Origin of the sequence: Bowmanella denitrificans (assembly GCF_002887595.1) — a bacterium.
Lineage (GTDB): Bacteria > Pseudomonadota > Gammaproteobacteria > Enterobacterales > Alteromonadaceae > Bowmanella > Bowmanella denitrificans.
In genome coordinates this window covers 498,295-524,033 of record NZ_PEBU01000001.1, presented here as the reverse complement: position 1 = coordinate 524,033, position 25,739 = coordinate 498,295, and the positions used below count along the sequence as shown (strand labels likewise).

General features: G+C 51.9%; 23 protein-coding genes. 12 read left to right on the top strand and 11 right to left on the bottom strand.

From position 1 onward, the window contains the following. Position 1: 1 nt before the first annotated feature. The gene (locus CSR04_RS24850; protein WP_102794626.1) at positions 2–205 is read right to left on the bottom strand and encodes a hypothetical protein; all 204 of its coding nucleotides are present in this window, start codon (positions 203–205) and stop codon (positions 2–4) included. Beyond that, the gene (gene trmL / locus CSR04_RS02420) at positions 206–670 is read right to left on the bottom strand and encodes a tRNA (uridine(34)/cytosine(34)/5-carboxymethylaminomethyluridine(34)-2'-O)-methyltransferase TrmL (RefSeq protein ID WP_102794863.1); all 465 of its coding nucleotides are present in this window, start codon (positions 668–670) and stop codon (positions 206–208) included. A gap of 124 nt (positions 671–794) precedes the next feature. Here trmL and CSR04_RS02415 point away from each other — a divergent pair, with 124 nt between their 5' ends. Continuing rightward, on the top strand, positions 795–1,712 hold the full coding sequence (locus CSR04_RS02415) for a cation diffusion facilitator family transporter (protein WP_245921300.1): 918 nt from the start codon (positions 795–797) through the stop codon (positions 1,710–1,712). Here the strand turns inward: CSR04_RS02415 and CSR04_RS02410 are convergent. The 3 genes from CSR04_RS02410 to CSR04_RS02400 are packed head-to-tail and all read right to left on the bottom strand — an operon-like array spanning position 1,681 to position 4,788. Further along, positions 1,681–2,715: an alpha/beta fold hydrolase gene (locus tag CSR04_RS02410; protein WP_245921298.1), complete on the bottom strand. Its 1,035-nt coding sequence runs from the start codon at positions 2,713–2,715 to the stop codon at positions 1,681–1,683. The genes CSR04_RS02415 and CSR04_RS02410 overlap by 32 nt on opposite strands. After that, positions 2,705–4,099, bottom strand: coding sequence for an ATP-binding protein (locus CSR04_RS02405; protein ID WP_102794625.1), 1,395 nt, complete (start codon positions 4,097–4,099; stop codon positions 2,705–2,707). Before CSR04_RS02405 ends, CSR04_RS02410 begins: the two co-directional genes overlap by 11 nt. Next, positions 4,096–4,788, bottom strand: coding sequence for a response regulator (locus CSR04_RS02400; protein WP_102794624.1), 693 nt, complete (start codon positions 4,786–4,788; stop codon positions 4,096–4,098). The genes CSR04_RS02405 and CSR04_RS02400 overlap by 4 nt, the downstream gene beginning before the upstream one ends. Positions 4,789–5,056: 268 nt before the next feature. Here CSR04_RS02400 and CSR04_RS02395 point away from each other — a divergent pair, with 268 nt between their 5' ends. The 5 genes from CSR04_RS02395 (at position 5,057) to CSR04_RS02375 (ending at position 9,687) form a co-directional block, all read left to right on the top strand. Continuing rightward, positions 5,057–5,653, top strand: a complete 597-nt coding sequence (locus CSR04_RS02395) for a TetR/AcrR family transcriptional regulator (protein ID WP_102794623.1) — start codon at positions 5,057–5,059, stop codon at positions 5,651–5,653. Positions 5,654–5,991: 338 nt separating this feature from the next. Next, positions 5,992–6,765 (top strand): hypothetical protein, encoded by a 774-nt coding sequence (locus tag CSR04_RS02390; RefSeq protein ID WP_102794622.1) that lies wholly within the window; start codon positions 5,992–5,994, stop codon positions 6,763–6,765. Between the two features lie 24 nt (positions 6,766–6,789). Continuing rightward, entirely contained in the window at positions 6,790–7,563 is a 774-nt protein-coding gene (locus CSR04_RS02385) for a flagellar basal body L-ring protein FlgH (RefSeq protein WP_102794621.1), read from the top strand. A gap of 10 nt (positions 7,564–7,573) precedes the next feature. Then, positions 7,574–8,782, top strand: coding sequence for a flagellar assembly protein T N-terminal domain-containing protein (locus CSR04_RS02380; protein WP_102794620.1), 1,209 nt, complete (start codon positions 7,574–7,576; stop codon positions 8,780–8,782). 155 nt (positions 8,783–8,937) lie between these two features. Further along, a complete protein-coding gene (locus CSR04_RS02375; protein WP_102794619.1) occupies positions 8,938–9,687 on the top strand; it encodes a Spy/CpxP family protein refolding chaperone in 750 nt (249 codons plus the stop codon). 63 nt (positions 9,688–9,750) lie between these two features. On the opposite strand, the gene CSR04_RS02370 is transcribed toward CSR04_RS02375, so the two are convergent. From CSR04_RS02370 to CSR04_RS02360, 3 genes are all read right to left on the bottom strand, one after another. Further along, positions 9,751–10,269, bottom strand: a complete 519-nt coding sequence (locus CSR04_RS02370; RefSeq protein WP_102794618.1) for a response regulator transcription factor — start codon at positions 10,267–10,269, stop codon at positions 9,751–9,753. Continuing rightward, complete coding sequence (locus CSR04_RS02365; RefSeq protein WP_102794617.1) at positions 10,266–11,504, bottom strand: sensor histidine kinase; 1,239 nt, start codon at positions 11,502–11,504, stop codon at positions 10,266–10,268. The genes CSR04_RS02370 and CSR04_RS02365 overlap by 4 nt, the downstream gene beginning before the upstream one ends. 103 nt (positions 11,505–11,607) lie before the next feature. Beyond that, positions 11,608–12,096 carry a copper chaperone PCu(A)C gene (locus CSR04_RS02360; protein WP_102794616.1) on the bottom strand — a complete coding sequence of 163 codons (489 nt, stop codon included), beginning with the start codon at positions 12,094–12,096 and terminating at the stop codon, positions 11,608–11,610. Between the two features lie 187 nt (positions 12,097–12,283). On the opposite strand from CSR04_RS02360, the gene CSR04_RS02355 reads away from it, so the two are divergent. The 3 genes from CSR04_RS02355 to ylqF all read left to right on the top strand — a co-directional run bounded on the left by CSR04_RS02355 (position 12,284) and on the right by ylqF (position 16,827). After that, positions 12,284–14,356 (top strand): TonB-dependent receptor family protein, encoded by a 2,073-nt coding sequence (locus CSR04_RS02355; RefSeq protein WP_102794615.1) that lies wholly within the window; start codon positions 12,284–12,286, stop codon positions 14,354–14,356. Beyond that, the gene (locus CSR04_RS02350; protein WP_216362493.1) at positions 14,357–15,748 is read left to right on the top strand and encodes a PepSY-associated TM helix domain-containing protein; all 1,392 of its coding nucleotides are present in this window, start codon (positions 14,357–14,359) and stop codon (positions 15,746–15,748) included. 80 nt (positions 15,749–15,828) lie between these two features. Then, the gene (gene ylqF / locus CSR04_RS02345; RefSeq protein WP_102794859.1) at positions 15,829–16,827 is read left to right on the top strand and encodes a ribosome biogenesis GTPase YlqF; all 999 of its coding nucleotides are present in this window, start codon (positions 15,829–15,831) and stop codon (positions 16,825–16,827) included. Between the two features lie 212 nt (positions 16,828–17,039). Here ylqF and rlmE read toward each other — a convergent pair whose 3' ends face one another. Beyond that, entirely contained in the window at positions 17,040–17,660 is a 621-nt protein-coding gene (rlmE, locus tag CSR04_RS02340) for a 23S rRNA (uridine(2552)-2'-O)-methyltransferase RlmE (protein WP_102794614.1), read from the bottom strand. 318 nt (positions 17,661–17,978) lie between these two features. On the opposite strand from rlmE, the gene CSR04_RS02335 reads away from it, so the two are divergent. Next, a complete protein-coding gene (locus CSR04_RS02335; RefSeq protein WP_102794613.1) occupies positions 17,979–18,722 on the top strand; it encodes a TrmH family RNA methyltransferase in 744 nt (247 codons plus the stop codon). A 52-nt stretch (positions 18,723–18,774) separates the two neighbouring features. Here CSR04_RS02335 and CSR04_RS02330 read toward each other — a convergent pair whose 3' ends face one another. Then, the gene (locus CSR04_RS02330; RefSeq protein WP_102794612.1) at positions 18,775–19,398 is read right to left on the bottom strand and encodes a TetR/AcrR family transcriptional regulator; all 624 of its coding nucleotides are present in this window, start codon (positions 19,396–19,398) and stop codon (positions 18,775–18,777) included. A gap of 90 nt (positions 19,399–19,488) precedes the next feature. Between CSR04_RS02330 and fabF the strand changes: the two genes are divergently transcribed. Together fabF and CSR04_RS02320 are read left to right on the top strand one after the other, a co-directional pair. Further along, positions 19,489–20,757, top strand: a complete 1,269-nt coding sequence (fabF, locus tag CSR04_RS02325) for a beta-ketoacyl-ACP synthase II (protein ID WP_102794611.1) — start codon at positions 19,489–19,491, stop codon at positions 20,755–20,757. Positions 20,758–20,850: 93 nt separating this feature from the next. Further along, the gene (locus tag CSR04_RS02320; protein ID WP_102794610.1) at positions 20,851–21,699 is read left to right on the top strand and encodes an AraC family transcriptional regulator; all 849 of its coding nucleotides are present in this window, start codon (positions 20,851–20,853) and stop codon (positions 21,697–21,699) included. A gap of 80 nt (positions 21,700–21,779) precedes the next feature. Here the strand turns inward: CSR04_RS02320 and CSR04_RS25340 are convergent, their stop codons facing one another. After that, complete coding sequence (locus CSR04_RS25340) at positions 21,780–25,613, bottom strand: S8 family serine peptidase (protein WP_172449204.1); 3,834 nt, start codon at positions 25,611–25,613, stop codon at positions 21,780–21,782. Positions 25,614–25,739: the final 126 nt, after the last annotated feature.

Below are 25,739 nucleotides of genomic sequence, written 5' to 3'. Positions count from 1 at the left end.
ATTAAGTGGTCAGATGGCAGAAATCCGTTGACAGCGCGCGAGGGCGAGTCAGACTAAACTGCCAACTGCCAACTGCCAACTGCCAACTGCCAACTGCCAACTGCCAACTGCCAACTGCCAACTGCCAACTGCCAACTGCCAACTGCCAACTGCCAACTGCCAACTGCCAACTGCCAACTGCCAACTGCCAACTGCCAACCGCCAACTATACCGCCCCTTCGAAGCCCAACTGCCGCCAGGCTTCAAACACCATTACTGCCACCGCGTTGGACAGGTTCATACTGCGGCTTTGGGCACGCATAGGTATTCGCAATCGCTGCGCCTCGGGCAGTGATTCAATCACGGACATAGGCAGTCCGCGACTCTCTGGTCCAAACAGCAGGGCATCGCCCGGGCGAAATCCTGCTTCTGTATAGTTAGCTTTGCCTTTGGTTGTGCAGGCGAACAGCCTAGCGGGCTTTACCGTCGCCAGACAGTCTTCCAGACTGTCATGGCGCCCAACCGCAGCAAATTCATGATAATCCAGGCCAGCCCGTCGCAGGCGTTTATCGTCCCAGGCAAACCCCAGTGGGCCGATAAGGTGCAAGCGAAATCCGGTATTGGCACACAAGCGGATAATGTTGCCGGTATTGGGGGGGATTTCAGGTTCGTAAAGCAGAATATCCAGCATAGGCACGAGCTGCAGACAAAAGGTGGCCAAGAATAGCATTTTCTGTGCGCCTGTGCCCGGCCTGTGCATCGCTGGCACGTCGGGGTATACTGCTCAGCACAGCAGGAATGAAGGCAGGTGAAGGGTGATATTCAGCAAAAAAGCCAATACGGACAGTTATAGTTATTGGGTACGCCTGGCCAGCTCTTTTGCCCTTTTTGCCGCCTTTTGCATGATCCTGGTAAAAATCTGGGCCTGGTACAGAACCGATTCAGCCGCCATGCTGGCATCCCTGACCGATTCTTTCTTTGATGTGGCCGCGTCAGTGATCAATTTCTTTGTGATCCGTTATGCGCTGATGCCGGCAGATGATGATCATCGCTTTGGTCACGGTAAGGCCGAGTCCCTGGCGGGGTTAGCTCAGGCCGCCTTTATTTTCGGCTCAGCCCTGCTACTGGTGTTACACAGCGTTGACCGCTTAAAAAATCCTATGCCATTGCAGCAGCCCATGCTGGCTGTGTATGCCACCCTGTTTACCGTAGTCATGACACTGGCCCTGGTGGGGGTGCAGCGTATGGCCATTCGTCGCACCAGGTCTGTGGCAATTCGGGCCGATTCATTGCATTACCAGTCGGATTTGCTGATGAACCTGGCGGTATTGCTGGCCTTGTGGCTAAGCACTCAGGGCTATTTGTCCATGGATGCCTGGTTTGCTATCGGCATTGCCCTGTATCTGATGTGGGGAGCAAAAGGCATAGTGCAGGAGTCAGCCAACGCCCTGATGGATAAAGAGCTGCCAGAAAGCTTTAGTGAGCAGATTATGGCCCTGGCCACCAGCCATCCCAAAGTACACGGGGTACATGATATCCGCACCCGCCAGGCCGGCCGCACTATTTTTATTCAGTTTCACCTTGAACTGGACGACAACCTGCGCCTGCTGGAGGCCCACGATATTACCGTTTGGGTGGAAAACAAAGTGAAAGACGCCATACCGGAAGCCGAGGTGTTGATACACCAGGATCCGGTGTCTGTTACTGCAGAAAGTCCAGGATCTGCTGCATAGCAGGCTGTCGATACTGGTCGGCTTCCATCAGCAGTTCATGCTTGGCTTTGTCTATTTGCACTAGCCGACAGTTGGGCATCATGGCGCACACATGGTCCTGCGCGCTGTTTTCCACCACCATATCCGCGCCAGCCTGTAATACCAGTACTGGCGTCTGAATCTGCGCTGCCAGCTCCGCAATTCTGTCCATGGCCTGCACAGATGCAGCCAACCAGTTAAAGGTCACGCCACCTAATTGTAATCTGGGTTCTTGTTCATATTCCTGTCTGAAAATCTGATAGCGCGCTTTGCTGTGAGTCAGTACATTCAGGGCAAAAGGCACGGCCAGATAATCGCCCTGGCCAACAAAATACCAGGGTCTGGAGGCAAACCAGTGATTCAGGGTCTGACCGCTACTTATCAGCGCTTTGGCCAGCCACATTGGCAGTGGCGTTTTTATACCAAACATCGGTGAGGTAAAAGCCGCTTTGACAAAGTCCTGAGGATGTTGGTGCAGGTACAGCGCACCAATTGCACCGCCCATGGAGTGGCCCAATAACACAGGTTTATGCCGGGTGTTTGGCGTGACTACCTGGTCATAAAAGGTTTTTATATCCTGCACATAATCCACATAGTCCTGCACATAGCCATGGTGTGGATTATCACTCATGCGCCCGGACAAACCCTGGCCGCGATGATCAAGAATAAAGACAGAATAGTGGTTCTGATACAGATCGAAGATCACTTCCTTGTATTTAAGAAACCCCTCAATGCGGCCACTGCTTATTACAATGCTGCCGACTGCTTCCGGGTGCAGGCTGTAGGCGTAGCTAATGGGCACATTGTCGATGCCCTGGAATTCACCGATTGTGACCTGATTATGCCAGAACCCTTGAATTTGCATGGGGTAGCTGGATTCCAACTGACTTTCTTCGGAAAAATAGTAATCCATGGCCGGCAAGGATGAGCAAAAGCCTAAAGATAGCAGAAAGCCGTAGCAGATTGTCAGGACTTTATGGTGCAAGGGTATGCAGCTCCAGGTTAACCTGCAGACCACCACTGGGCAGGTTTTCTGCCCATATTCTGCCACCATGGGAGGCCAGGGCGCCAGCGGCAATGGCTAATCCCAGGCCGGTACCGCCGCTTTGCCGGGTTCTGGCGCTGGAAACCCGATAAAAAGGTTTAAACACCGCCTTAAGCTCTTGTTCTGGCAATCCCGGACCGTCATCGCAAATACGGATGCAAATCAGCTTACCTTGTTGCTCCGCATCTAAGACCACACGGCTACTGGCATAGCGCAAGGCATTACGTAGTACATTCTCCAGGGCGCTGCTGATAAGCCGGGTGTCGACTTGCAGCTTGACCGAGTCTGGATAGCTACAGGTAAATTCAACTTTACCTGCGTTGGCTTCAAATTGAATATCCTGACAGAGTGGTTGCAACAACTCATCAAGGGTAACGGTTTCCAGAACCAGTTTCTGCTGGCCAGCATCCAGTTTGGCCAGGGTCAGCACATGTTCCAGCATGGTATCGATGCGGTTGGCTTCCTGTTCGATTCGGGCCAATTCCGGAATGGTCTGCTGCTCGCGTTGCTGGGCGATGCCAATCGCCACCTGCAGTCTGGCCAGGGGAGAGCGTAATTCATGGGAAATATCTGCCAGTATGCGTTTCTGGCTGTCCACCAGAGCTTCAAGCTTATCGGCCATATGATTAAACTCGCGGCCTAGCTGGCCCACTTCGTCATGGCGATGAGCCACTCTGCTGGCACGACTTTGCAAGTTACCATCTGCCATGGCCTGAGTGGCGGCCTTTAACTGGCCAATGGGACGGATAATCGACCAGGCCAGCAGCAAACAAAGGGTGCCGCTCAGTCCTAACACCAGCGCTGCCAGCAGATAGGGATGCTCTTTGATCTGACTGAACAAACCCGGTGGACGATGACGGCCGGCAAACAATAAATACTGCTGGTCGGCCAGCATGATAGGTAGCGGGCCGGTAAACTGCCAGAACAGACCTTCAATCTGGATCATGCCGGTTTGTTGTTTCAGGGATAAAAACGGCTGGATGTCGAATCTGTCTTCACCGGGAAAGCCAGCGATAAAACTGTCGTCTGCAGGATTGAGCAGCAGCAGACCCATCCGGTGGCGCATGCCCATACCCCGCAGCAAGCGGTTCAGATCCTGCTGGTCGGCATCGCGTCGTTGCGCCACGTCCAGCACACGGCGGCCGATTTGCTGCAGCTTTTCCACCTGCTCGGCATTGGCCGGTGAATATCTAGCCTGTTCGGCAAGCTGCCGCGATGTCCAGCCTGTGGCCACTATCATGATCAATGCAGATAGCCAGAACCACAGAAAGATGCGGCCAAACAGGCTATTCAGCGGATTCAGTTTCAGCCACCATGTTGTCATGGTATTTCCACCAGCATATAACCCGCGCCACGGATGGTTCGGATTCGGTCTTCTTCCGCCACCATCGCAAGCTTGCGGCGTAAATTACTTACATGCATATCGATGCTGCGGTCAAAGGCACTGAGCTTGCGCCCCAGCACCTTCTCGCTGAAATCCTGCTTAGTCACCAGTTTACCCAGATTGCTCATCAGTAAATGCAACATGGCAAATTCGGTACCGGTTAACTCCAGCTCGGTATCGGCCAGACTGGCCTTTTGGGTGGACGGGTCCAGCTTTAACCGGTCGATTTGCAACACCTGCTGCTGGCTGGTGGCGGGCAATAATTCCATACGCCGTACGATGGCCTTGATACGGGCCGATAGTTCTCTGGGGTTAAAAGGCTTAGGCAGATAGTCGTCGGCACCCAGCTCCAGACCGAAAATACGGTCAAAATCATCGCCCTTGGCGGTCAGCATTAATACCGGGGTCAGATGCGTCTGGCGCAGTTTCTTCAGTACTTCAAAGCCATCCAGTTGCGGCAACATCACATCCAGCAGAATCACATCAAAGTGCTGGCCACTGGTGGCCATGGCCAGCCCCTGCCTGCCGTCGTGGGCCAGGGTCAGTTGATAGCCCTGGGGAGACAGGTAGTCACACAGCAGCGCCGTTAACTCGGTATCGTCATCGATCAGCAGCAGGGATTTATTCATATCGCTTAACCGTCAAGTGCTATGAGTTGGATGCTACCCGCGCGTGCAGAATTGTCAAAGCCAGCCTGCCATGCCTTTACACAAGCTTTACATTGGTTCTGTGCAGATCAGGGAATGATGGAATTTATGGGGTGATGAGACGATCTAGCGCAACTACTCAATTCGTGTTCGAACATATTGATTCTTAAAAAATCTTTCTGCTGTTAGACTGCCATGGAGAGGTTAACGAGGTTGAGAGGCACTGCTTAGGCAGTGGTAGCTGAAAGGTATGCCAAGAAAAAAAGAGTTCGATCCGGATGTCGCGCTGACAAAAGCCATGCATTTTTTTTGGCAGAACGGTTATGAAAATACGTCGATAAGAGACTTGATCTCAATCACTGGGGTCAACTTTTACGGACTATACAGCTCTTTAGGGGACAAAAAGGAGATTTTCCTTAAGAGTTTGGATGAGTATATCAAGATGTACATATCAGCACTGAACGCTCATAAAGTTGACTCTCAAGAGGTTAGCACTGCTGTCGCCGAGGTTTTTCATACCCTTCTGGGGTTTCTCGATAGCAATGGCCACATAGGTTGTATGGTATGCAACGCCGCGATTGAAGTTGCCCCGTCAGATAATGAAACCGCATTGAAGATGCAGACGCACAGAGAGCAAGTTGAAGCCTATTGGCGAAGCATGCTGGTTAAAGTGCTTGAGAAGGAAGAACTGATAAAGCCCGAACGCTTGATAAATTGTGCTGAGTTTTTATGTACACAGGTTTACGGCCTTTCAATGCTTCTCAGGGCACAGAGTGACAGAGCGTTGATTCAACGACATATTGATTTTTCAGCAAAACTGGCGGTTAGCTTACTCAGCGAAAAATAGCCTTTCCAAATTACATGCCGAAATCCCCTCAGCGGGCAAGAGACTAGCTCTTTATTGGTAATCTCATATTCTCTAACTTAGCGAAGTTAACCCAGACGGCCGCCATTGATTACTGTATTCAAGATCGGCTTATTCAGCTTCTAAGGATGGCAAGACTATGCCTTCCAGCGGGCAAAAACTGCCATGTCGAGGCAGCAATTGTCATAGTCTGTCAGTTTCCACCTGCCGCAAATTTATTTAATATCGACTGATAATTTATTTTCTGTATGTCTGTTTTAATTTCTTTTTGGTTGGCATGCTTATTTCATATCGTTCGATAAAATCATAGGAGATATGCAATGGTATCCATTTCTGATGCACAGGCAGCAGTGACTCAGCTTGTTAACTCACAAGCCTTTAGTCAGGCTGAAGGCATAAATGAAGAAAGGTTTTCTCAGCTTATACAGCTTCTCAACGGTGTGACTCAGTCTGATTTGTCTGCGTCAAGTAATACACCTGAGTCGAAAATAGTGTCGGATGCGTCACAGCAAATCACGTCTGCAGGCACTGCCACAGGTTCAGAGGATATATCTGTTATACAGAATTCACTCTTAAATGCCCTGCAACAGTCATTGTTCTCTAGTAATGAAACGGTTTCGTCAGAATCGGCAGCAGACGCCTCAGCAGCCAAAGAGCCCCAACAGAAGAAAGACGTTAAGCAAAGTACTGCTACAGAGGGTCTGCTGGACTTTATTGACCGTGCGGAAAAATACAGTTTTGGTGAGGACGGATTACAGGCTGAAGATCTGTTTGATGCCGTAAACATGCTGCACCACATTCCGGTAGTGTCTGATATTTATCACCACGTGACATCTGACAATGTCAGTTCTGCGTCTTCTTTGGTGGGGGGCTTCCTGTTTGCCGGACCGATAGGAGCTGCCTATTCTGCTGCCGATATATTAGTTGAAAAAATGACGGGGGATTCGATGCTGAGCAATGCCGTCAAGCTGTCGCAGGATGCTCTGTCAGCAGTCACAGGTAGCGGCCAGCAAAACCCGGAGGTGAGCACTACTGTAGAGAGTAAACCAGTTACCATGTCGCCAAACTCAAATCCAAAATTATCAAGCCGCTAGTAGTAATAAGAAGGTTATACCGACATGTCTGATTGGAATAGTGGTATTAAATGGTACTTGTGCTGTCTGAGCTGCTTTGCTGTGCTTCTATGTGGATGCCAAAGTGCACCATCTCCTGAGGAAAAGCTCGTCGAACAATTACCGACCAATCCGCAGGTAGAGGTGGAAGAGTTAAAAATGGCGACCAAACTGAGAGACACAATACCTGGGGACCCAAGATACACGCCGGTCCGTGAGGCAGCTATTGAGACATTGGTGCTCCCAACAGGTTCATTGTTTCGTGAAGATCGCTACATCGGACTCTTTGCACAGAAGCGTCATTATGCTGTAGGGGATATGATCCAGGTGTTTCTGGAGGAAGAAACCAAAGCCTCTAAGTCGCTTGAGATGGATAAAGACAAAAGCAGTGAATTCAGGCTTTCGCCGCTAGAAGTTAATGCCGGACCCATTCGTATAGAAAAAGGCAAGTTAAGTGTAGATCATAACCAATCCAGCGCTTTTTCCAGCGGATCCAGGGCCAGGCAATCTAACTCACTGGACGGCATAGTGAATGTTTTTGTCAGAGAAATTCTGAAAAATGGCAACTTGGTGGTGTCTGGTGAAAAATGGATAAAGCTAAATGAAGGGGAGGAATACATCCGTATCGCCGGGGAAATAAGGCGCAGTGATATTGATGCAGCGAATCGTGTCAGTTCTCAAAAAATCGGCAATGCCAAGATTGAATACAGCACAGAAGGAACACTGGCCGATAATCAGCAAGAGTCGGTGATTGGCCGAATTCTTTCGGTATTCAACTGAGTGCCGGCATATGAGCAAACTATCTTTTTTGTTGAGCATTTTACTTTACCCCTTATCCGTTTATGTCAATGCACAAGTTCATTGGATTTATGGCGAGGCCGCAGTAGCAGTGAAAGATGCGCCACTGGACAAGGTCAGAGTGCAAGCGATTAAAAATGCAGTCGCAGATGCGGCTTTCCAGTCTGGCGCCATGATTTCGGCAGAGGAAGTACTGCTTAACGGAGTTTTGGTTGGTAGTTCGGTGTCTATCAAAGCCAATGGTGAAGTCAATCGTGTGGAAGTGATAGACGAAGAACTCGACAATGGTCTGCTGACTGTGTGGGTAAAGGTAGATATGCAAAATCATGACCGCTGTGATGTACCAAGACTCGGGCCATCTGTTTTAGTTAGCCAATTTGGTCTTGACGATATGAAACAAGCAGTGTTCGGTGGTATTCAAGAGCTGGGGGCGCATGTTAGTAAACGTATAGAACAGCAATTACAAAGGGAGAACCCCAAAACCCGAACACAAATCCTTCCTCAACGTTTTGCTAATGCTTCGGAACTGGCCTGGGCATTTACCGAAGAACAAATAGAAAAGGCCACCTTACTCAGCCGTTCTTATGGCTACCAGTACCTTATCTTTGGGTCTATCCGGGATATCAGCCTGTTTAGCCGTAAGCGTAAAACCTGGCTATCTGAAGATGTACAAACGCAACGTAATTTTACCCTGCGTGTTTATGTATTGGATGTATTCAATCAGAGTATTGTGGTGGATGACAGCTATCATACCTCGGCAAGCTGGGAATTTGACTTGTATAGCCCGGTCGACCTCAATAGCGGTCTTTTTTGGCAATCAGCCTATGGCCGCTCAGTTCTGAATACCTTGAATAGTGTGGTGCAAGATGTCAAAGCTACTTTGAACTGTCGCCAGACATTGGCGCAAGTTGTCGCCGTCACTTCTGAGGAGGTCATCATCAACATTGGCGCTCGTCAGGGAGTCAGGTCCGGTGAATTGTTCTCACTGCAAAGGCCAAGTGCCAAACCACTAACTAACAGTCGCTCTCCTGCTTATGTTATTCCGCAAGTCAACAGCGCTCTTGAGGTGATTCAGGTGAACGCCGACTCAGCTATCTTGCGCGGCAAGAATATTGGTGTGCCAAGTAATGCCAGAATGTACGACCTGGTGCGTGAGTTAGACACTCAAGATAGCCTCGCGGAATATGTGTCTCAGCATTAGCATCAACTAAGGTGCGCTGATTCAATAACCACCGAAACACAGTTTGAGCCTACCACACCTTTACACAAGCTTTACATTGGCTTTGCGTTACTTTGCATTGCACTGGTTAGACTTATCTCAACGTCGCGATATGCGAATCAACCAAGGAGATTGTTATGAAACCATTGACCAAGTTGTTGCTGCCGTTGGTTGTCGGCTTGACCTTCGGCGCTGCCGTGCAAGCAAAAGAACCGCCCAGAGGCCATTTATTCAAGATGTTTGAAGCGTTACAGCTTAGCGAGCAGCAACGTCAGGATATCCGTACCCTGTTTAAACAAGGTCGTGAGGACATGGGCGTGTTTCGCGAAGACCGGCGGGCGATACATGAGCAGATGCAGGTGCTGATAAAAGCCGACAACTGGGATGCTCAGGCAGCGCAGACATTGCTGGAACAAAGCAGTGCAGACCGCCAAGCGGCCATGTGGGGCAAGGCACAAATGCGCCAGGCAGTCTGGCAGGTGTTAACTAGCGACCAGCGTGAGCAATGGCAGGACATCCAGGAACAGCGCTTTGACGGCCCCAGAGGGGAACCCTTCAATGGCCGCTGGCTGAAAAAGCTGGAACTGACTGACGAGCAACAGCAAAAGCTGGAAACCTTGCAAGTGGCTGCCAGCGCGGCCAGACAACAAAGCCAGACTTTGCGTCAGGGTTTTGCCGATGCCGAGCTGGACCTGATTGAGCAAGGTAAACTCAATGAGCAGAATTGGCAGGCCCTGTACAACCAGTACCAGCCACAATTTCTGAATCTGGAACTGCAAAAGCTGGCACAGCGCCATGATTTTTATCAATTACTGAGCGAAGATCAGCGCAGTGCATTGCAACAGCGTATGGAAAAACGCCAGAAACACAAACACCGTCAATCATAAACATACCGTTATGAGTGGTGTTTGACATATCAAGCTGATACACAGGGGCTGAATCATCGGCCCCTATTCTGTTCTGGGTTTTTTCGCCAACTTGCGCTGCAGAGTGCGTCGATGCATACCCAACTGGCGGGCGGTGGCAGAAATATTGCCCTGATTCTGCATCAACACCTGCTGAATATGTTCCCATTCCAGGCGCGACGTAGACATGGTGGGCAAGGCTAGCGATTCTGTGCACTGGCCAGCCAGGGCCTGTATCAAAGCCTGTGTATCCACTGGCTTGGCAAGATAGTCATCGGCGCCAATTTTTATCGCTTCTACCGCCGTGGCAATACTGGCATAGCCGGTCAGCAGAATAATCCGCGCTTCTGGTAATAGGTTTCGCAGGCTGGGTAAAATACTCAGACTGTTGTCCTGACCTACCTTCATATCCAGGATCACATGACTGGGCAGGTGAGCATGCGCCAGACTCAGGCCCTGGGCCAGGGTCGCAGCATGCAGGCTTTGATAGCCATGGCGGTGTAGACGCCGCTGCAGCACATCGGCAAAGCTTTGTTCGTCTTCAATCAGCAGTACGGTATTCATTGTACTGCCACCAGGCCAATACTGACCTCTGCCACCGCACCACCCTCTTTATGATTGTAAAGCTTCAACTGTGCGCCCAGGCGCTCCAGCGTGGCGTGGCTGAGCAATACACCCATGCCCAGGCCCTGTTCACTTTCCACCAGGCTGGCTCCCAATGCCAGTAGATTCTGTGGCGGCAAGCCCCGACCATAGTCCCTGATTTGCAACGTCAACTGCTGCCCGTTTACCTGGCTGCGCAACTGAATGCTTTGCTGGTGATTTCTTCGGCTGGCCTGCGCCGCGTTTTGAATCAGATTCAACAAGGCGGGCAGTAAGGTGGTATCGGCGCGAACTGCCAGATTGTTTTGTTCTGCCAATTGGTACTGGGGCTGAATATCGGCAAAATTCAGCTGCACTTCGTCCTGTAATTGTTTGAACAGCAGGGTAACGGGGATATCGCGTTTGCGATTGAGCTTCACCTCTTCGGCAATGGCGCGAAAATCCTGCAGATGACGGCTGCAGTGTTGCAACTGTTGCTGCAATTGCTGCAGCACCGGGGGATGATCTGCCAGGTCTTCCTGAAGCTCTTCGGTCAGCAGCGTAGCCGTAGACAATGGCGTAGCCATATGATGGGCAAACTGCGCCGCCGTGGTACCCAGGGCCACCAGTTGTTCCTGGCGCAACTGTTCCTCGCGCTGCTGGCTGAAAAAGCGCTCCTGACGTTGCATGGCTCTGGCTAGCGACGCCACCACTAATACCACTACCAGTGCGGATAATACAAAGTTCACCCACATGCCGATAAAGTGCTGCTGCATATCCATATTGTGCAACTGATGGGGATTAATGCTCAGCAGCAGCGCGGTATAAGCCGTTAAGGCCGCCAGACTGACCAGTAATAGCAAGCGACGAGACAAGGTGACGGCAGCAATGGCCACAGGTAAAAGTAACAGGGACACAAAAGGGTTGGTGGCGCCGCCGGCAAAATACAACAGCAGGGTCAAAAACAGAATATCCAGCAGCACCTGTAATAAATACTCGGCGGGATGCGCATTGCGGTTACCCCGGTAGCAAAAATACAGCAGCATATTCACGGTTAGCTCAACGGCCACTACCGCCTTTAAGCTGTGATAGGGTAGTTCAATGTCGAACCAGTGTTGTGACAGCAGAATGGCCAGCAATTGCAGCAGGATAAAGCCATATCTGAGTTTAATCAGTTGCAACAGGTGGCGGTTGGTCTGCAAATACTGCGTCAGCATCCGGTGATATCCAATTCAAAAAGAAGTCCACCAGGGCGATCCGAGCAGAAACCGCCCCGGTGGCAAAAAATTATTCACCAGTTTACCGCTTTTTTTACGGCTGTCAGTGATGGTGATGATGCTGCATGGTGGAGGCGTTGGGGTTGTCTTCCACTTTCACCTGAACTTCCAGTTGGCCGCTGCGGGCGAAGTGCAAGGTCAGGGGAAAGGTATCCCCTTCTTTTAACTGGGTCTTCAGGCCAATCAGCATAATGTGGGTGCCGCCCGGCGTTAAATGCAGATTACTGTTGGCCGCGATCAGAATGCCGTCTTTGGCTTCCCGCATCATGGTCATGTCATCCTGGTGCAGGGTTTGGTGAATTTGCACACTGGTTGCCAGGGTGTCTGCGACTGTGGCAGCGATTAACTTTTCGTCCTGGCTTTGCGGATTGTCGATATTCAGATATACCGCACCAGTGCCGGTGACCGCCAGGGTGGGCCGTGCCCAGGGATGGTCAATGCTGAGTTTGCTGTTGGCATAACTGTGGGTAAAGGCGCTGACAGACAGCAGTGCAAAAGGCAGGGTCAGCAGTAATCTCAATACATGACGCATCTGGAAATCCGTTTTCTATCAACAGGATGATACGACTTATTGTAAAAACTCCGGCGCCGCAGGCAATGCGGCATATTGTCGCACCTTAAAGCCAGCCAAATTGGCCACCTGCGACATTTTGTCGCATCCCCCTCAATGGCTTTTTTCAGTATGGTTTTCTAACTCACTGACAAGCAAGGGAAACACAATGCTCACCAGCCGGCGCACCCTTTTGGCAAGTTGCCTTGCCCTATGCCTGATACCACAAGCCTATGCGGATGATGCCAACCCTGATAACCATAATCAGCCACTCGAACGCATATTGGTACAAGGCGCACAGAGCAAGCTGGATATTGAGTCGGAGCAAGCCTTAACGCCAGGCGGCGTCAGCATTGTCGACAGCGAAGACTTTTATCAGCGCAATGTGGCGAATCTGGCCGATATGCTGCGCTTTGTACCTGGCCTTTGGGTGGCCAGCGGCTCCACCGGCGACTCCAGTTTTTTTTCCAGCCGGGGCTCGAATCTGGACGCCACTAGTTATGACGGCAACGGCATCAAATTGTTGCAGGACGGCCTGCCCATCACCGCCGCCGACGGCAATAATCACAATCGCAGCGTTGACCCGCTAAGTACCCGTTATGCGGTGGTAGCACGCGGTGCCAATGCACTGACTTATGGCGCCAGCACACTGGGCGGCGCGATTGATTTCATTTCCCCCACGGCCCATGATTTAGAGCCACTGCAACTGGTGATAAACGGCGGCAGCCATGGTCTTTGGCAAGGGCGCTTAAGTGCGGCTAAGGTGAGCGGTAATCTGGATGGGGTGGTCACTTTGGAAAGTCGCAAGTGGGATGGTTTTCGCGGCCATCAGCAACAAAACAGGCAAAGCCTGTATGCCAATGGCGGCTGGCAGGCCAGTGATAATCTTGCCACCCGCTTGTATCTGACCTATATCGACAACGATCAGGAACTGCCTGGCGCACTAAGCCGTGCTGAGTTTGATCAGGACCCATATCAGGGCCAGGCCGGTGCTGAGCTTGGGCATTATCAATACAATGTGCGTAGCTGGCGCGTAGCCAGTAAAACGCAGTGGGATATCAGTCCCGTCAGCAGCTTGTCGGTGGGATTGTCCCACGAGCAGCAGGCCCTGTATCACCCCATAGTGTATAACCCGTTCTTCAGCCTGCTGATTGACACCGACCAGCACAATAGCGGCTTGTCGCTGCGCTACAACCATCAATGGCATGCGCATGATGTGTTAATGGGGCTGAATTACGGCCAGACCAGTGTCAAAGGCGGAAATTACCGTCATGACAAGGGGCGCAGAACCGAGCTGATGACCAGGGTGGACAATGATGCCGACAGTCTGGAAGCCTTTGTAGTGGATCGCTGGCAATTTGCGCCAAACTGGAAGCTGATTTACGGCGTGCAGGGCGTGCTGACCAGCCGCGAGGTGCGCAACCTGAATGTCGACACTGGTGCTTTGTACCACCCGGATGCTGACTATCAAAGTGTTAATCCCAGGCTTGGTCTGATTTATCAGTGGCATGACAATATCGAAGTCTTTACTAATCTCAGTCGTTTATACGAGCCGCCGACAAATTACGAACTGGAAGACGATGCCAGCCCCGATGACAGCGCTCTTAAGGCCATGCAGGGCGAAGTGATTGAGATAGGTAGCCGCGGCAGTAATAACCTGGGGCAAAGTGGGCTATGGCATTGGGAGTTGGCGCTGTATTACGCCAGATTGCAGGATGAGATTTTGTCGGTGGACGATCCGGATGCACCAGGAACCAGCTTGGCCACCAATGTGGATAACACCATTCATGCCGGACTGGAAGCGATGTTGGCAGCCAGCCTGGCGCTTGGCAAAGGCGCGCATCGGCTCGAACCTAAACTCAGTCTGACCCTGAATGAATTCTCCTTCGACAAGGATAGCCACTATGGCAACAATACGTTGCCCTCCGCACCGGGGTATGTACTCAGAGGTGAGGTGATTTACCGGCACGACAATGGCTGGTTTATTGGCCCCACCTTTGACAAAGTGGATGCGCGTTATGCCGATTTTAACAACAGCTACGAGGTTGACGGCTACAGTCTGCTGGGATTGCGCGGTGGTTACAGCGGCAAGAGTTGGGAGATTTTTGCCGAGCTGCGCAACCTGACCGATCGCGCCTATGTGTCACTGGTCAGTGTCAGAAATCAGGCCAGTGCTGATGCGGCGATTTTACAGGCCGGTGAACCCCGTTCTTTTTATGCCGGTTTCAGGATGGGGTTTTAAGTGTTAAGCACTGCTATCGATAAGTCGGAGCCCCTGCCGACAGGCAAACAAAATGGCCGGTTTTATCAGGCGGTCTGGCGCTGGCACTATTATGCCGGGCTGCTGGTGGTGCCATTTATGCTGATACTGCTGTTAAGCGGACTGCTAATGCTGCTGAGCAAACCACCCGAGTCGTTGTTTGCCCAATCCAGTTTACAGGTAGAGGAAAACGCCAAACCACTGCCAGCCTCACAGTTGCTGGCAGTGGTCCGCCAGCATTACCCTGATGCCAGCGTTAAATTGTATATTGCGCCGCACAATGCCAGCAGTGCCGCGCAGTTTTATCTGCAACCGGCAGCTCATCATCAGGGCGGCCATGCTGGCCATGGCGCAGGTGGTGAACAGGTGTTTATTCATCCCTACAACGGCGAGATTCTGGCCAGCCAGCAGCCTGCTCACAGCTTGTATAACTGGCTGAAAGATCTGCATGGCAGTTTGTTTTTGGGCAAACTGGGTGATGCATTGATTGAGACCGCAGCAGGGCTGGGTGTTCTGATGGTGCTGTCCGGGCTTTATCTGGCCTGGCCCAGAACCGGATGGCGATCTTTAAGTATTCATTGGTGCCCGGCCAGTCGCAGCCAGTGGCGGCAGATCCACAAAGTGGTGGGGTTGGCGGTAACCTTGCCGCTGCTGTTTTTCCTGCTGTCCGGGCTGGCCTGGACCAATGTCTGGGGCGGTATGCTGGTGCAACCCTGGGGCTCATTGCCAGGTACCAGTTTTAAGGGCGCAAAAAGTGCGGAACAGCATCAGAGCATGAATCATGCAGGCATGCATCAGGTGCCCTGGGCCATGGAGCAAACCCTTATGCCTGCATCGGCGGGCCGCCTTGAAGCGCTGGATCTTGATCAGGTTGTCGCTATTGCCGCTCAGCAGGGCTTGACTACCTATAGGGTGCATTTCCCGTTGGATGACAGCGGCGTGTGGACTATTTCCGCCACCACCATGGCCGGGGATATCAACAACCCCTTGCAAGAACGCATTGTACATCTGGATAAATCCAATGCCGAGGTACTGGCGGATATCCGCTTTGCTGATTACCCCTTGATGGGACAGGCCATGGCCGCTTCCATTCCATTTCACCAGGGTGATTTGGGAGTATCGAACTGGCTGCTGAATGTGTTGCTGGTTTGCCTGATTTTGCTGCTGACCATCAGCGGCCTGATATTGTGGTGGAAGCGGCGTCCCAAACGCCGAGCACTGGCTGCGCCCCCTCAGGCCGAGCCCTCTTACAGTAACGCGGCTGCCGCTCTGATGTTGCTGGTAGCGCTGTGCTTCCCACTTTCTGCATTGTCTTTGCTGGGCATTATTTTACTGGACTGGTTGGTGGTCGTCAGAAGACCGGCATTGGACTAAGCTGCACTGACAACAGAAATCCAAATAAAGTCGGTAAATCAAGTAGAATGCCGGCAATTGGTTTGATGAAGGTGGTCGACGTGGCGTTACAGTGGTTTCCCGGGCATATGCATAAGGCCCTGAAAGAAATAAAAGAGTCTTTGCATCAGGTAGATATTCTGATCGAGGTATTGGATGCACGTATCCCCTATTCCAGCGAGAACCCTGAAATCGCCAAGATTCGTGGTGACAAGCCTTGCCTTAAGATCCTGAACAAATACGATTTGGCCGACCCGGATATTACCGCCCGCTGGCAGGCCCATCTGGAAAGTGAGCGCGGGGTAAAAACCATTACCACCTCCAGCGATAAACCGGCAGAAAGTAAACAGATTATGCAACTGGTGCGCAGCATCTGTGCGCAAAAAGATGCCTCGGTAAAAGCCATTAATGCCATGATCACCGGTATTCCCAATGTGGGCAAATCTACCCTGATCAATATTCTGGCCGAACGAGTTATTGCTAAAACCGGTAATGAACCGGCGGTGACCAAGAACCAGCAGCGCATTAATCTGGGCAGCGGCATTGTGTTGTATGACACCCCCGGCGTGCTCTGGCCCAAGCTGGAAAACCCCAATTCTATTTATCGTCTGGCCGCCTCCGGGGCGGTAAAGAATACCGCCATGGAATACGACGATGTCGGCTTTTACGCCGCCGACTATTTGATCAAAGCCTATCCGACGCAAATGCAGGAGCGCTTTAAACTGGAAGAATTGCCAGATACTGAGCTGGAATTTCTCGAAGCGGCCGCTAGAAAGCGCGGCGCCATTATGAGCGGTGGGCGGGTTAATCTGCATAAAATCTGCGAAGTGCTGCTGAACGAACTGCAATCCGGCAAGCTGGGCCGAATTAGCCTGGAAACCCCGGAAATGCTGATGCAGGAAAAAGTCGAGATGGAAGCGGCGGCGGCCAAGAAGGTGGCGGATAAGGCCAAACGCAAGCAGCGCTTTAAAGATGGCTCATTAACGCCGGATAAACAGGACCGCAAGGAAAAGCGCACCGAAAAACGCCAGGAACAAAGCCGCCGCATGAAAAAATGCTAATCATTATTTCAGAATTAACCACAGAGGCACAGAGAACACGAAGTGGTTGAAGGTATTGTTCCTCAGCGTCTCAGCGAGAAGCCTTCGATTATTTGCTGCAGAGACAAGTATAACGTCCAGTTATCAATAAAATAAATCGAGAGATCGCCTTGATCTCTCCGTGCCCTCTGTGTCTCTGTGGTGAAATCTTATTTCTCTTACAGAAAAGGCCGCTAACCCTTAAAGCCTTTGCCGACCAGATAGACTTCGCGGGAGCGTGGGCGGGACGCGGCCGGTTTGCGCACCAGCACCTGATTAAAGGAAGTGCGTACATCCTTAACGTACTCCTCATAACCCACGCCCTGGAATACCTTTGCACAAAAGCTGCCGCCGGGCTTCAGAACATTGCGGGCCATATCCAGTGCCAGTTCCACCAGATACATAGAGGCATACTGGTCGGTAGTATTCACACCGCTCATATTCGGTGCCATATCGGAAATCACCGCATCAACCTGGCAGTCGCCCAGGGCTTGCAGAATCTGCTCGTACACGGTTTCGTCGGTAAAATCGCCCTGGATAAAGGTAACACCGACAATGCCGTCCATCGGCAGAATATCCGAGGCAATCACCCGCCCGCTATCACCGACAATAGGCGCGACAATTTGTGACCAGCCACCAGGCGCTGAGCCCAGGTCCATTACCACACTGCCGGGGCGAAACAACTTATCTTTCTCATTGATTTCAAGCAGCTTATAACTGGCGCGGGAACGATAGCCGTCAATCTGGGCCTTTTTCACGTAGGGATCGTTTACGTGTTCGTCCATCCACTTTTTACTGGTTTTTGATTTGGCCATAAGATAAGTCTGCTGCTGTCGCTGAAACGGCGCATATTGTAAGCTTGCGCCCCTGAATTGCAAAATCCTTAGGCTGGGTTGCCGGCAGAAGGAAAAACCACAGAAAGCCAAACCACAGAGGCACGGAGTACACAGAGAGTGGAAAGCCTGGAGAATTAACTGACGCGGGGTAAAGGGGAATATCTCTGCTACCATCCCAGTATTCCCACAGTGCCCGAGCGTCGAGGGGAACAATAAGGCACAAGCACATCCTCATATTGGCACTCTCTGTGTTCTTCGTGTCTCTGTGGTAAGTATCTTTTTGTATTGGGTATCTTTATGAAACTGGACGACGTTAAAAAGCTGCATCAGAAAAAGTATCGCACCGAATTCGGCCATTATCTTGTAGAAGGCGAGCACTTGATTCTGGAGCTGCAAAAAGCCATCAAAACTCGTGCAGATGCAGGCCGGATGACCCTGTATATCACCGAGTCGCATCAGGATTGGGCCAGCCAGCTACCAGCGGATTTTCAATTGGTAGTGCTAAATGAAAAACAGATGGCCCAGCTCAGTGATACCAAAACCCCACAGGGCATGATTGCCTGTGTGCCATTGCCAGAACAGCGCAGCCTGCCAGCGCCGCAACAGGGTGAACGTTGTATTTATCTGCATGAGGTGCAGGACCCGGGTAATCTGGGCACTATTATTCGTACCCTGGCCTGGTTTGGACAGTTTCGTTTACTGCTAAGCCCCAACAGTGTCGACCCGTTTAATTCCAAAGTGGTGCGCGCCAGTATGGGCGCGATATTCCATCTGCCTGTTGAGCAGGATGTTTTGCTGGACGAGCTGCCGCAACGCTTCAGCCGCTTTGCCTATCTGGATTTGCAAGGGCAGAACATCAGTGCGCCGGGCTTTGCTGATTACCACTGCTATTTGTTCGGTAATGAGGCCCGCGGCGTGCCATCAGAAGCGCTGCAGGCCTTTAGCGCTGATGCTTTTACTATTGCCGGATGCGGTAGTATTGATTCGCTGAATCTGGCCAGCTCGGTGGGAATTTGTGCGTATCAACTTTCCTTAACCTGAACCGGCAAACCTGCATGCTTGGCTCTGTGTCGGTGAATTGCGTTACTGGGGCTTAACTCACAGGTAATTTATCGGCACCCAGCAGGGCAAGAATTTGTTCCTGCGCGGCCTGTAACAACTGTCGGCGTTCATCCTCATCGGCAATCACCCGCGCTACGGTTACCGCGCCAACCAGAGAGACCAGTACTACCCTGGCCCTGTTGGCAATCAGGCCCTGATCACTTGTTTGCGGCTGTTTATTCAGTCTGCTTAGCGCCTTGATTCGGGTTTCCAGCATTTTAACCAGGCTGCTGTAGGCCTGGCTGAATAAGGCCTGCACCTCATTGTTATTGTTGCCTATTTCATTAAACAAAATGGCTTCGGGGCCGGGCAATTCCAGGGATTTGGTTTCCTGCAGATTCCAGTAGCTGGTGGCCAGTGCCACCAGATTTTGAATAGACAGCGGCCCTTTGACCAATCTGGCAGTGCGGCTGGCCTTCAGGCTATCCACAAACGCCGCGCTATACAGCTCTTCCTTGGATTTGAAGTGATTATAAAAGGCACCATGAGTCATTTTCGCCCGGCGCATAATCTGATTAATCGAAACCCGGTCAAAACCATGCAGGCAAAACAAGTCACGGGCCGCCTGCAGAATGCTGCGACGTGACTGATGCTTATGGTCTTTGCTGTAGGGCATGATATCTCCTCTGCCGACGGCAGATTATTATCTTGATCATATATTGCCTGAGTTTAGGGTGCTTGCGTTGGCAACTTATCAGGAGTTTTTATGCATTCACCTATTGTAATCACCGGCATGGGTATGATCAGTCCTCTGGCTAACGGGGTCAAGGTAAACTGGCAAAGGCTGACTGCCGGACAATCCGGCATCAGAACCCTATCGCATATTGAGCTGGGCGATGTGCCCGTGCGTATCGGCGGCGTGGTGCCAGGTATTGATGAAGACAGTGAAGCAGGTTTTGATCCGCTTAGTGTGGTGGATAAGAAAGATCTGAAGAAGCTCGATCGCTTTACCCTGTATGCCATGGCGGCGGCGCAGGAAGCTTTACAACAGGCAGCCTGGTTGCCACAAACCGAGCAGGACAAAAGAGCCACTGCCACCATAGTGGCTTCGGGCATAGGCGGTTTTACCACCATCACCGAGGCGCAAAACACCCTGGTGCAAAGGGGATTTAGGCGCCTTTCGCCGTTTACCGTACCGGCATTTCTGGCCAACCTGGCGGCTGGCAATATCTCCATTCGTTATGGCTTTAAGGGCCCGCTGGGTTGCCCTGTTACCGCCTGCGCTGCCGGGGTACAAGCCATTGGCGATGGTATGCGCCTGATTCGAACGGGTGAAGCCAAAGTGGCGCTGGTGGGCGGGGCGGAAGCTTGTATCGACCCATTATCCCTGGCCAGTTTCAACGCCCTTAAGGCACTGTCATTGCAAACCGACCAGCCGACTCAGGCATCCAGGCCCTTTGATAAGGACCGCAACGGTTTTGTGATGGGAGAAGGTGCGGGCTTGTTGGTTATTGAAACCCTGGAACATGCCCTGCAGCGCGGTGCCACGCCACTGGCCGTGCTCAGTGGTTACGGCACCAGTGCCGATGCTCATCATATTACCGCCGGGCCGGACGACGGCTCAGGTGCTGCCATGGCTATCGAAACGGCCTTGGCTATGGCGAATCTCAGTACCGGCGATATTGGCTATATTAATGCCCATGCCACCTCTACTCCGGTTGGCGATCGGGCGGAAATTGCCGCCTTACGCAATGTATTTGGCGCGGCGCTGGCCAACGTGCCGATTTCCTCAACTAAATCTGCCACCGGCCATTTGCTCGGTGCGGCCGGTGGTGTGGAAAGTATTTTCTCGGCTCTGGCCGTCATAAATGGGGAGTTGCCGCCAACCCTGAATTTCCATGCCGCCGACCAAGAAATGCAGGACCTGGATTTTGTGCCACGCACCGCGCGTAAAGCCAATATTCAACATGCATTGTGCGACGGCTTTGGCTTCGGTGGGGTCAACGCCGCACTGATTGTCAGTCGTCTGCCATAACGCCGGTTTAGCCTAGCAAAATAGCAGCAATGGAAAAGAATCTTTGGGGCATCCGCCATAGCATGGCGATGAACCATTAGCTTTGGACGGGTTGTGAGCAGAGACATTCATACAGACAGGATCAACAGGGTTATTCGCTACATTGAAAACAACCTGGATGCGGACCTGGATGTGGGCAGGTTGGCGGATATTGCCTGTTATTCAAAGTTTCACTTTCATCGACTGTTCTGCGCGGCCTTCGGCGAGGGGGTGTATGCCTTTAAGAAAAGACTGTTACTGGAAAGATCGGTAAAGCACCTGCTGCATTCCAGTGACAGTCTGACCGAGATTGCCTTTAAGTGTGGATACGACAATCAGGCGTCTTTTCATAAGGCGTTTAAAAAGCAGTTTTGCTGTACGCCCAGTCAGGTCAGAAAGCTGGTGGTTCATATTGGTAACCATGCCATTCAACCAATTCCCACAAGGAGTATTGATATGCAACCTGATATTGTTGAACTGCCAGACATGCCTGTAATTTGTGCCAGGGCAGTTGGCACTTATGCCCAAGCGGCACCGCAAGCCTGGGCCAAGATAATGAAATTCGCGTATTCAAACCGCCTGATGAATAGCCAGGTCAGGCTATTTGGCATTCCCAGAGATGACCCGAATCTGACCCAGCCAGACCGGATTCGCTATGACGCCTGCCTGGATATTAATGCCGACCTGGGCGGCACCACTGACGTCAGTCAGCATGTGATTGAAGGCGGACGATATCTGAAGTTTCTGCATCGCGGCGCCCATGAAAAACTCAGTGAAACCTACACCAGCATATTTCATCAATGGTTGCCTGAGGGCAATTATAAGTTGCGCGATGTGCCGGTCTTTGAGCTGTACCTGAACCGCGACCCACGCAAAACCAAGCCACAAAATCTCAAGACGGAAATCTATATCCCGGTCGAATAATCCGCTGTTTCAAGGTAACTGGCAGAACAGCCCGTTACCTTTTGTTTTGCCTGTGCAGTGATGTTGAATGCCTTCAAGCGTTATTGAGGCAAGCTGCGTTTTCGTACCATCAGTAATATCAGCAGATAGAGTAAGGCGTAGTGCAGACTGCCACCTGAACGATTATCTGCTGCTTTTTCCGTTGCCCTTACCGTTACCTTGGCCTGCTGCGGGGTACTGGATAACAGGCCGTCAGAGGCCGTGACAGAAAACGACAAACTGGCACCCGCCGGGCTGTTTGGCGCGCGAAACTGTAATTGATTGGCATCCGTTGTCATGGATACCGCAGGTCCTGCTGTTTGTGTCCAGGTCCAGGTCAGGCTGTCGTTTTCTGCGTCGCTGCCCTGGGCAATCACGCTGACATCGGTGCCTGGCGCTACCAGCTGTGTGGCAATAGAGTCGATGCTGGGCGCATCATTAACCGCAGAGACAATCAGTGTAACCTGGGTCGCCGTTGACAATTTACCGGTTTGGTCAGCAACCTGATAAGTCAGGGTATCATTGCCATTAAAGTTTGGGTCAGGGGTGTAATTGATACGACCTTCTACAACCGCGGCACTACCCTGTAACGGCGCCGACACAATACTCAGAGTGGAGGCATCAAGCGGCGGCAAGGGTAAAGATACTAAACGCTGTGCCTCAGTGCGCTGTTTTGTGCCGGTCAGTTCGGCACTGATAACAAGGTCACGTGGAGGATTGTCATTTTTCAGCACATCAATGCTGACAGACTGATCTTCCTCGATACGGATCTCATCCGCCTGGGCCTGAATGCCCGCTGCTTGCAGGGCAATGGCATAGTGAATATCTGCCATGCCGGCCGGTTGTGAGGTTAAGGCCAGCGACACGTTGCTGCCCTGGATAGGAATGGGTAAGGCTAAGCCGTTGGTTTGCGGCGAATAGGTCACACCCAGGGTGGCATCATGGTTTTCCGCCCCTATGATGGCGTTAACTAACTGCGTAACGTGCAGATAGTTAAACAGAATCTGGTCGCTGTTGGCTTTAATAATGACCTGAAATGTATAAGGCTCATAGCCTTCCTCGTCATAACCAAACAACCCCACCTGATTCCATTCAACCACCAGATACTCCTCGCCCTGCCAACTGACCGTATCGATATAAAGTTCACCCTGGCCACTGTCGTCGGGGGTGCCGGGGTTACGCAGATCGTACTCGGCCCACAGCGGGGCAATAACGTTATTCAGGTTGTCTTCACTGGGCAACGTCATCACCGGATTGGCGTCAAACGGCCCAAGTTCCACCTGGCCTGCCACTATGAAGCCATTGCTGGATACCGTAATGCCCTGGTACTGCTGACCATGGTAAATAAAGGGAAAATCCACCTGTTTGGAAAAGGCGAAACAGCTGTCCTGGCAGGCCACCGGCGGCACGCCGCTGGCTTTTAAGCTTGGTGCGCTCCAGGCCGTAGTTGGTTGCAACTGCATATTGCCCGCGCTAAGTGTGCCCCGCCAAAGCAACTTGCCATCGCTGTTGATGGCCAGCTCGTTGGTTTGGCCGTTAGACGTGTCGGCGCGGATGCTGTCGGCCAGGATAGTGGCAAAGTCTGGCGTGCTGATACTCAGAGATGGCGGGCTGACAAAATCTACGTTTCTGACTCTGGTGGTGGCGTTTAACTGGCCATCTGGGCCGAGGGAAATATTGGAACTTAATGCCCGGGTGTCGCTGTTGTCATTGGCATAAACCGCGATTGGGAGTTGCTGAATTTTACCGTTACTCAGGGTCAACATCACTCTGCCAAATACCCAGGTAGCGTTTTCAACTGCCGAGGTGTCGATACTGAAGCTCAGATTGGCTGACGAGCCGGATGAACCCGCTGCAGATAAATCAAAATAAGGTTGCGCCAGCGTGTAAGACGCTAGCGGATGGTCCAGTTGAATACTGACCTGCACCGACTGGTTCTGGTCACTGACGTTGGTAAGTTGATTCGCAAAATGACAGCGCGCCACACAAGCACCATGGGCATGGGATGCGGATGTAAAGGTTAATGTTGCCTCGATGGCCGCCGCAATATTCAGCAGGCCCGCGCCTTGTTCAAAAGGAGTGGCAGTGGCTTGTTCTTTTTTGATGCTGGCGCTGGCGGTAGAGGTCAGCGCGGTTTTAATTTGAGCGGCGCTCCAGTCGGGATGTGCTTGGCGCAGCAGTGCGGCCGCACCTGCCACCTGGGGTGACGACATACTGGTGCCACTGATCAGGGCAAACACCGGCTGCTCATTATCCGGATCTGATATGGGCGGCAGGCCTGGCGGAAATATCACATCCGGGCGAGGTGCGGCGGCAGACAGAATATCTGTGCCTGGTGCGGTGATATCGGGCTTAAGCACATTGGGATTGGTATTCGGGCCCACCGAGCTGCCCGGATTTAACTGGTTATGCAGGCTTTGATCTACCAATGCCTCGCGACTGCCGGATATCGTGACACTAATTGGAGTCAGCGCCCGCTCCTGCAACATGCGCCCCTGTTCTCTGGTCAGGCCTAATACCGGTACGGGGAAATCACCGGAAATCTGGTTAAAGGGCCGCAGCGTCTCAAAATCAGATAAGTTTTCCTGATAAATCAACAGGGCCTGGCCACCGGCCTGTGCAACGTTGTGCGCCAGGGTATCCAGTGGGCAGCCGTTGTTGTAATCAATCAGTACTGCTGCCCCGCTAAATACCGCTGTGCTAATGCTGTTGCAGGCATCAGAACTGAGATTGCGGGCTGACATCAGAGGCAGTTGCAAGTCCTCAAAGGCCAGCTGATTATCGCCCGACGAGCTGGCAATCTGCGTATCCCCAAGGGTTATCTTATGCCCAAAAGTGCGGCCGTGAGTGCTGTTCGCTACCGTGATACCAGACTCGATACAACCCGGGCAATTAATCGCATTATCACCCCAGGCACCATTGTTCCCGGCGGAATTGACTATCACTATGCCCATTTGCTCTGCCGCAGCAAACACCGCAGCAAACACCGAGGCTTGCGGGTCTTCGTCCTGGATGGCGCCCCAGGAGTTATTAATCACGTCTGCGCCGTCTTTTACCGCGTATTCCAGTGCTTGCAGTAGCATGGCATCCGAGCCCCTGACAACGCCGCCATTATCAAACAGCGCCTTGTAGACCATCAGATAGGCACCGGGTGCCACGCCGGACAAGCTTACATTCACATCTTCGAAGGTGACATCAATAGGTACACCGGCGGCGATACCAGCCACATGGCTGCCATGGCGGTTGTTGTCCAATGGTGAAATCTCGACGCCAGGTTCTAAGTGAAATATATCGTCTTCCGAAGGCGGGAATACCCGGGCGATAATCACTTTATTGTTGCAAAAATTTGGGTCTCCCCCGACCTGACGACAATAGTCCGGGGTCTCCTGAAGCCAGCTATGCCTGGCCAGATCCGGCGCATCCAAGCCGTTGTCGGAAAACATTGGGTTACGCGGCTGAATACCAGAGTCGATAATGGCAATCTTTACCCCTTTGCCAGCATGCTGCTGCCCGCCCAGCAGTTGCCAGCCCTGTACACTACCGGTGACCTGATGACTGGCATCCAGATGGGCATAACGCATTCTTACCGGGTAAATCTGTTTCACTGCCGGTAGCGCCAATAAGGCGGGTAACTGGCTGTCGTCGATAGCCACTTCCACCGCATTGATCAAGGTATCAAAACGACGTTTTATGCGGGCGCCAGGCACCTGCCGTTTTACCTGCCGGGAAAATACCTGCTGCTGATGATGAACTTGCTGACGGGCAAGGGCAGAAACCGACTGGGTTGCCAGTTGCAGCTGATCAGACGGTGCTGAGATTGTCGGCGTGTCCAGAACAACGATATATTGGCCAGCAAGGCGCTCTACAGAACCCTGAGCATAGGTTGCTATCGCCATAAAAATGGCTAACGATTTGATTACAAAGACTAAATAACACCGGCAGAAATTACGCATTGTCCCTTCCATTGGCATGATGGGGCGAAAAGTTAGTCAGATGTTAATCAGAAAGTCAGAGCAAAAAAC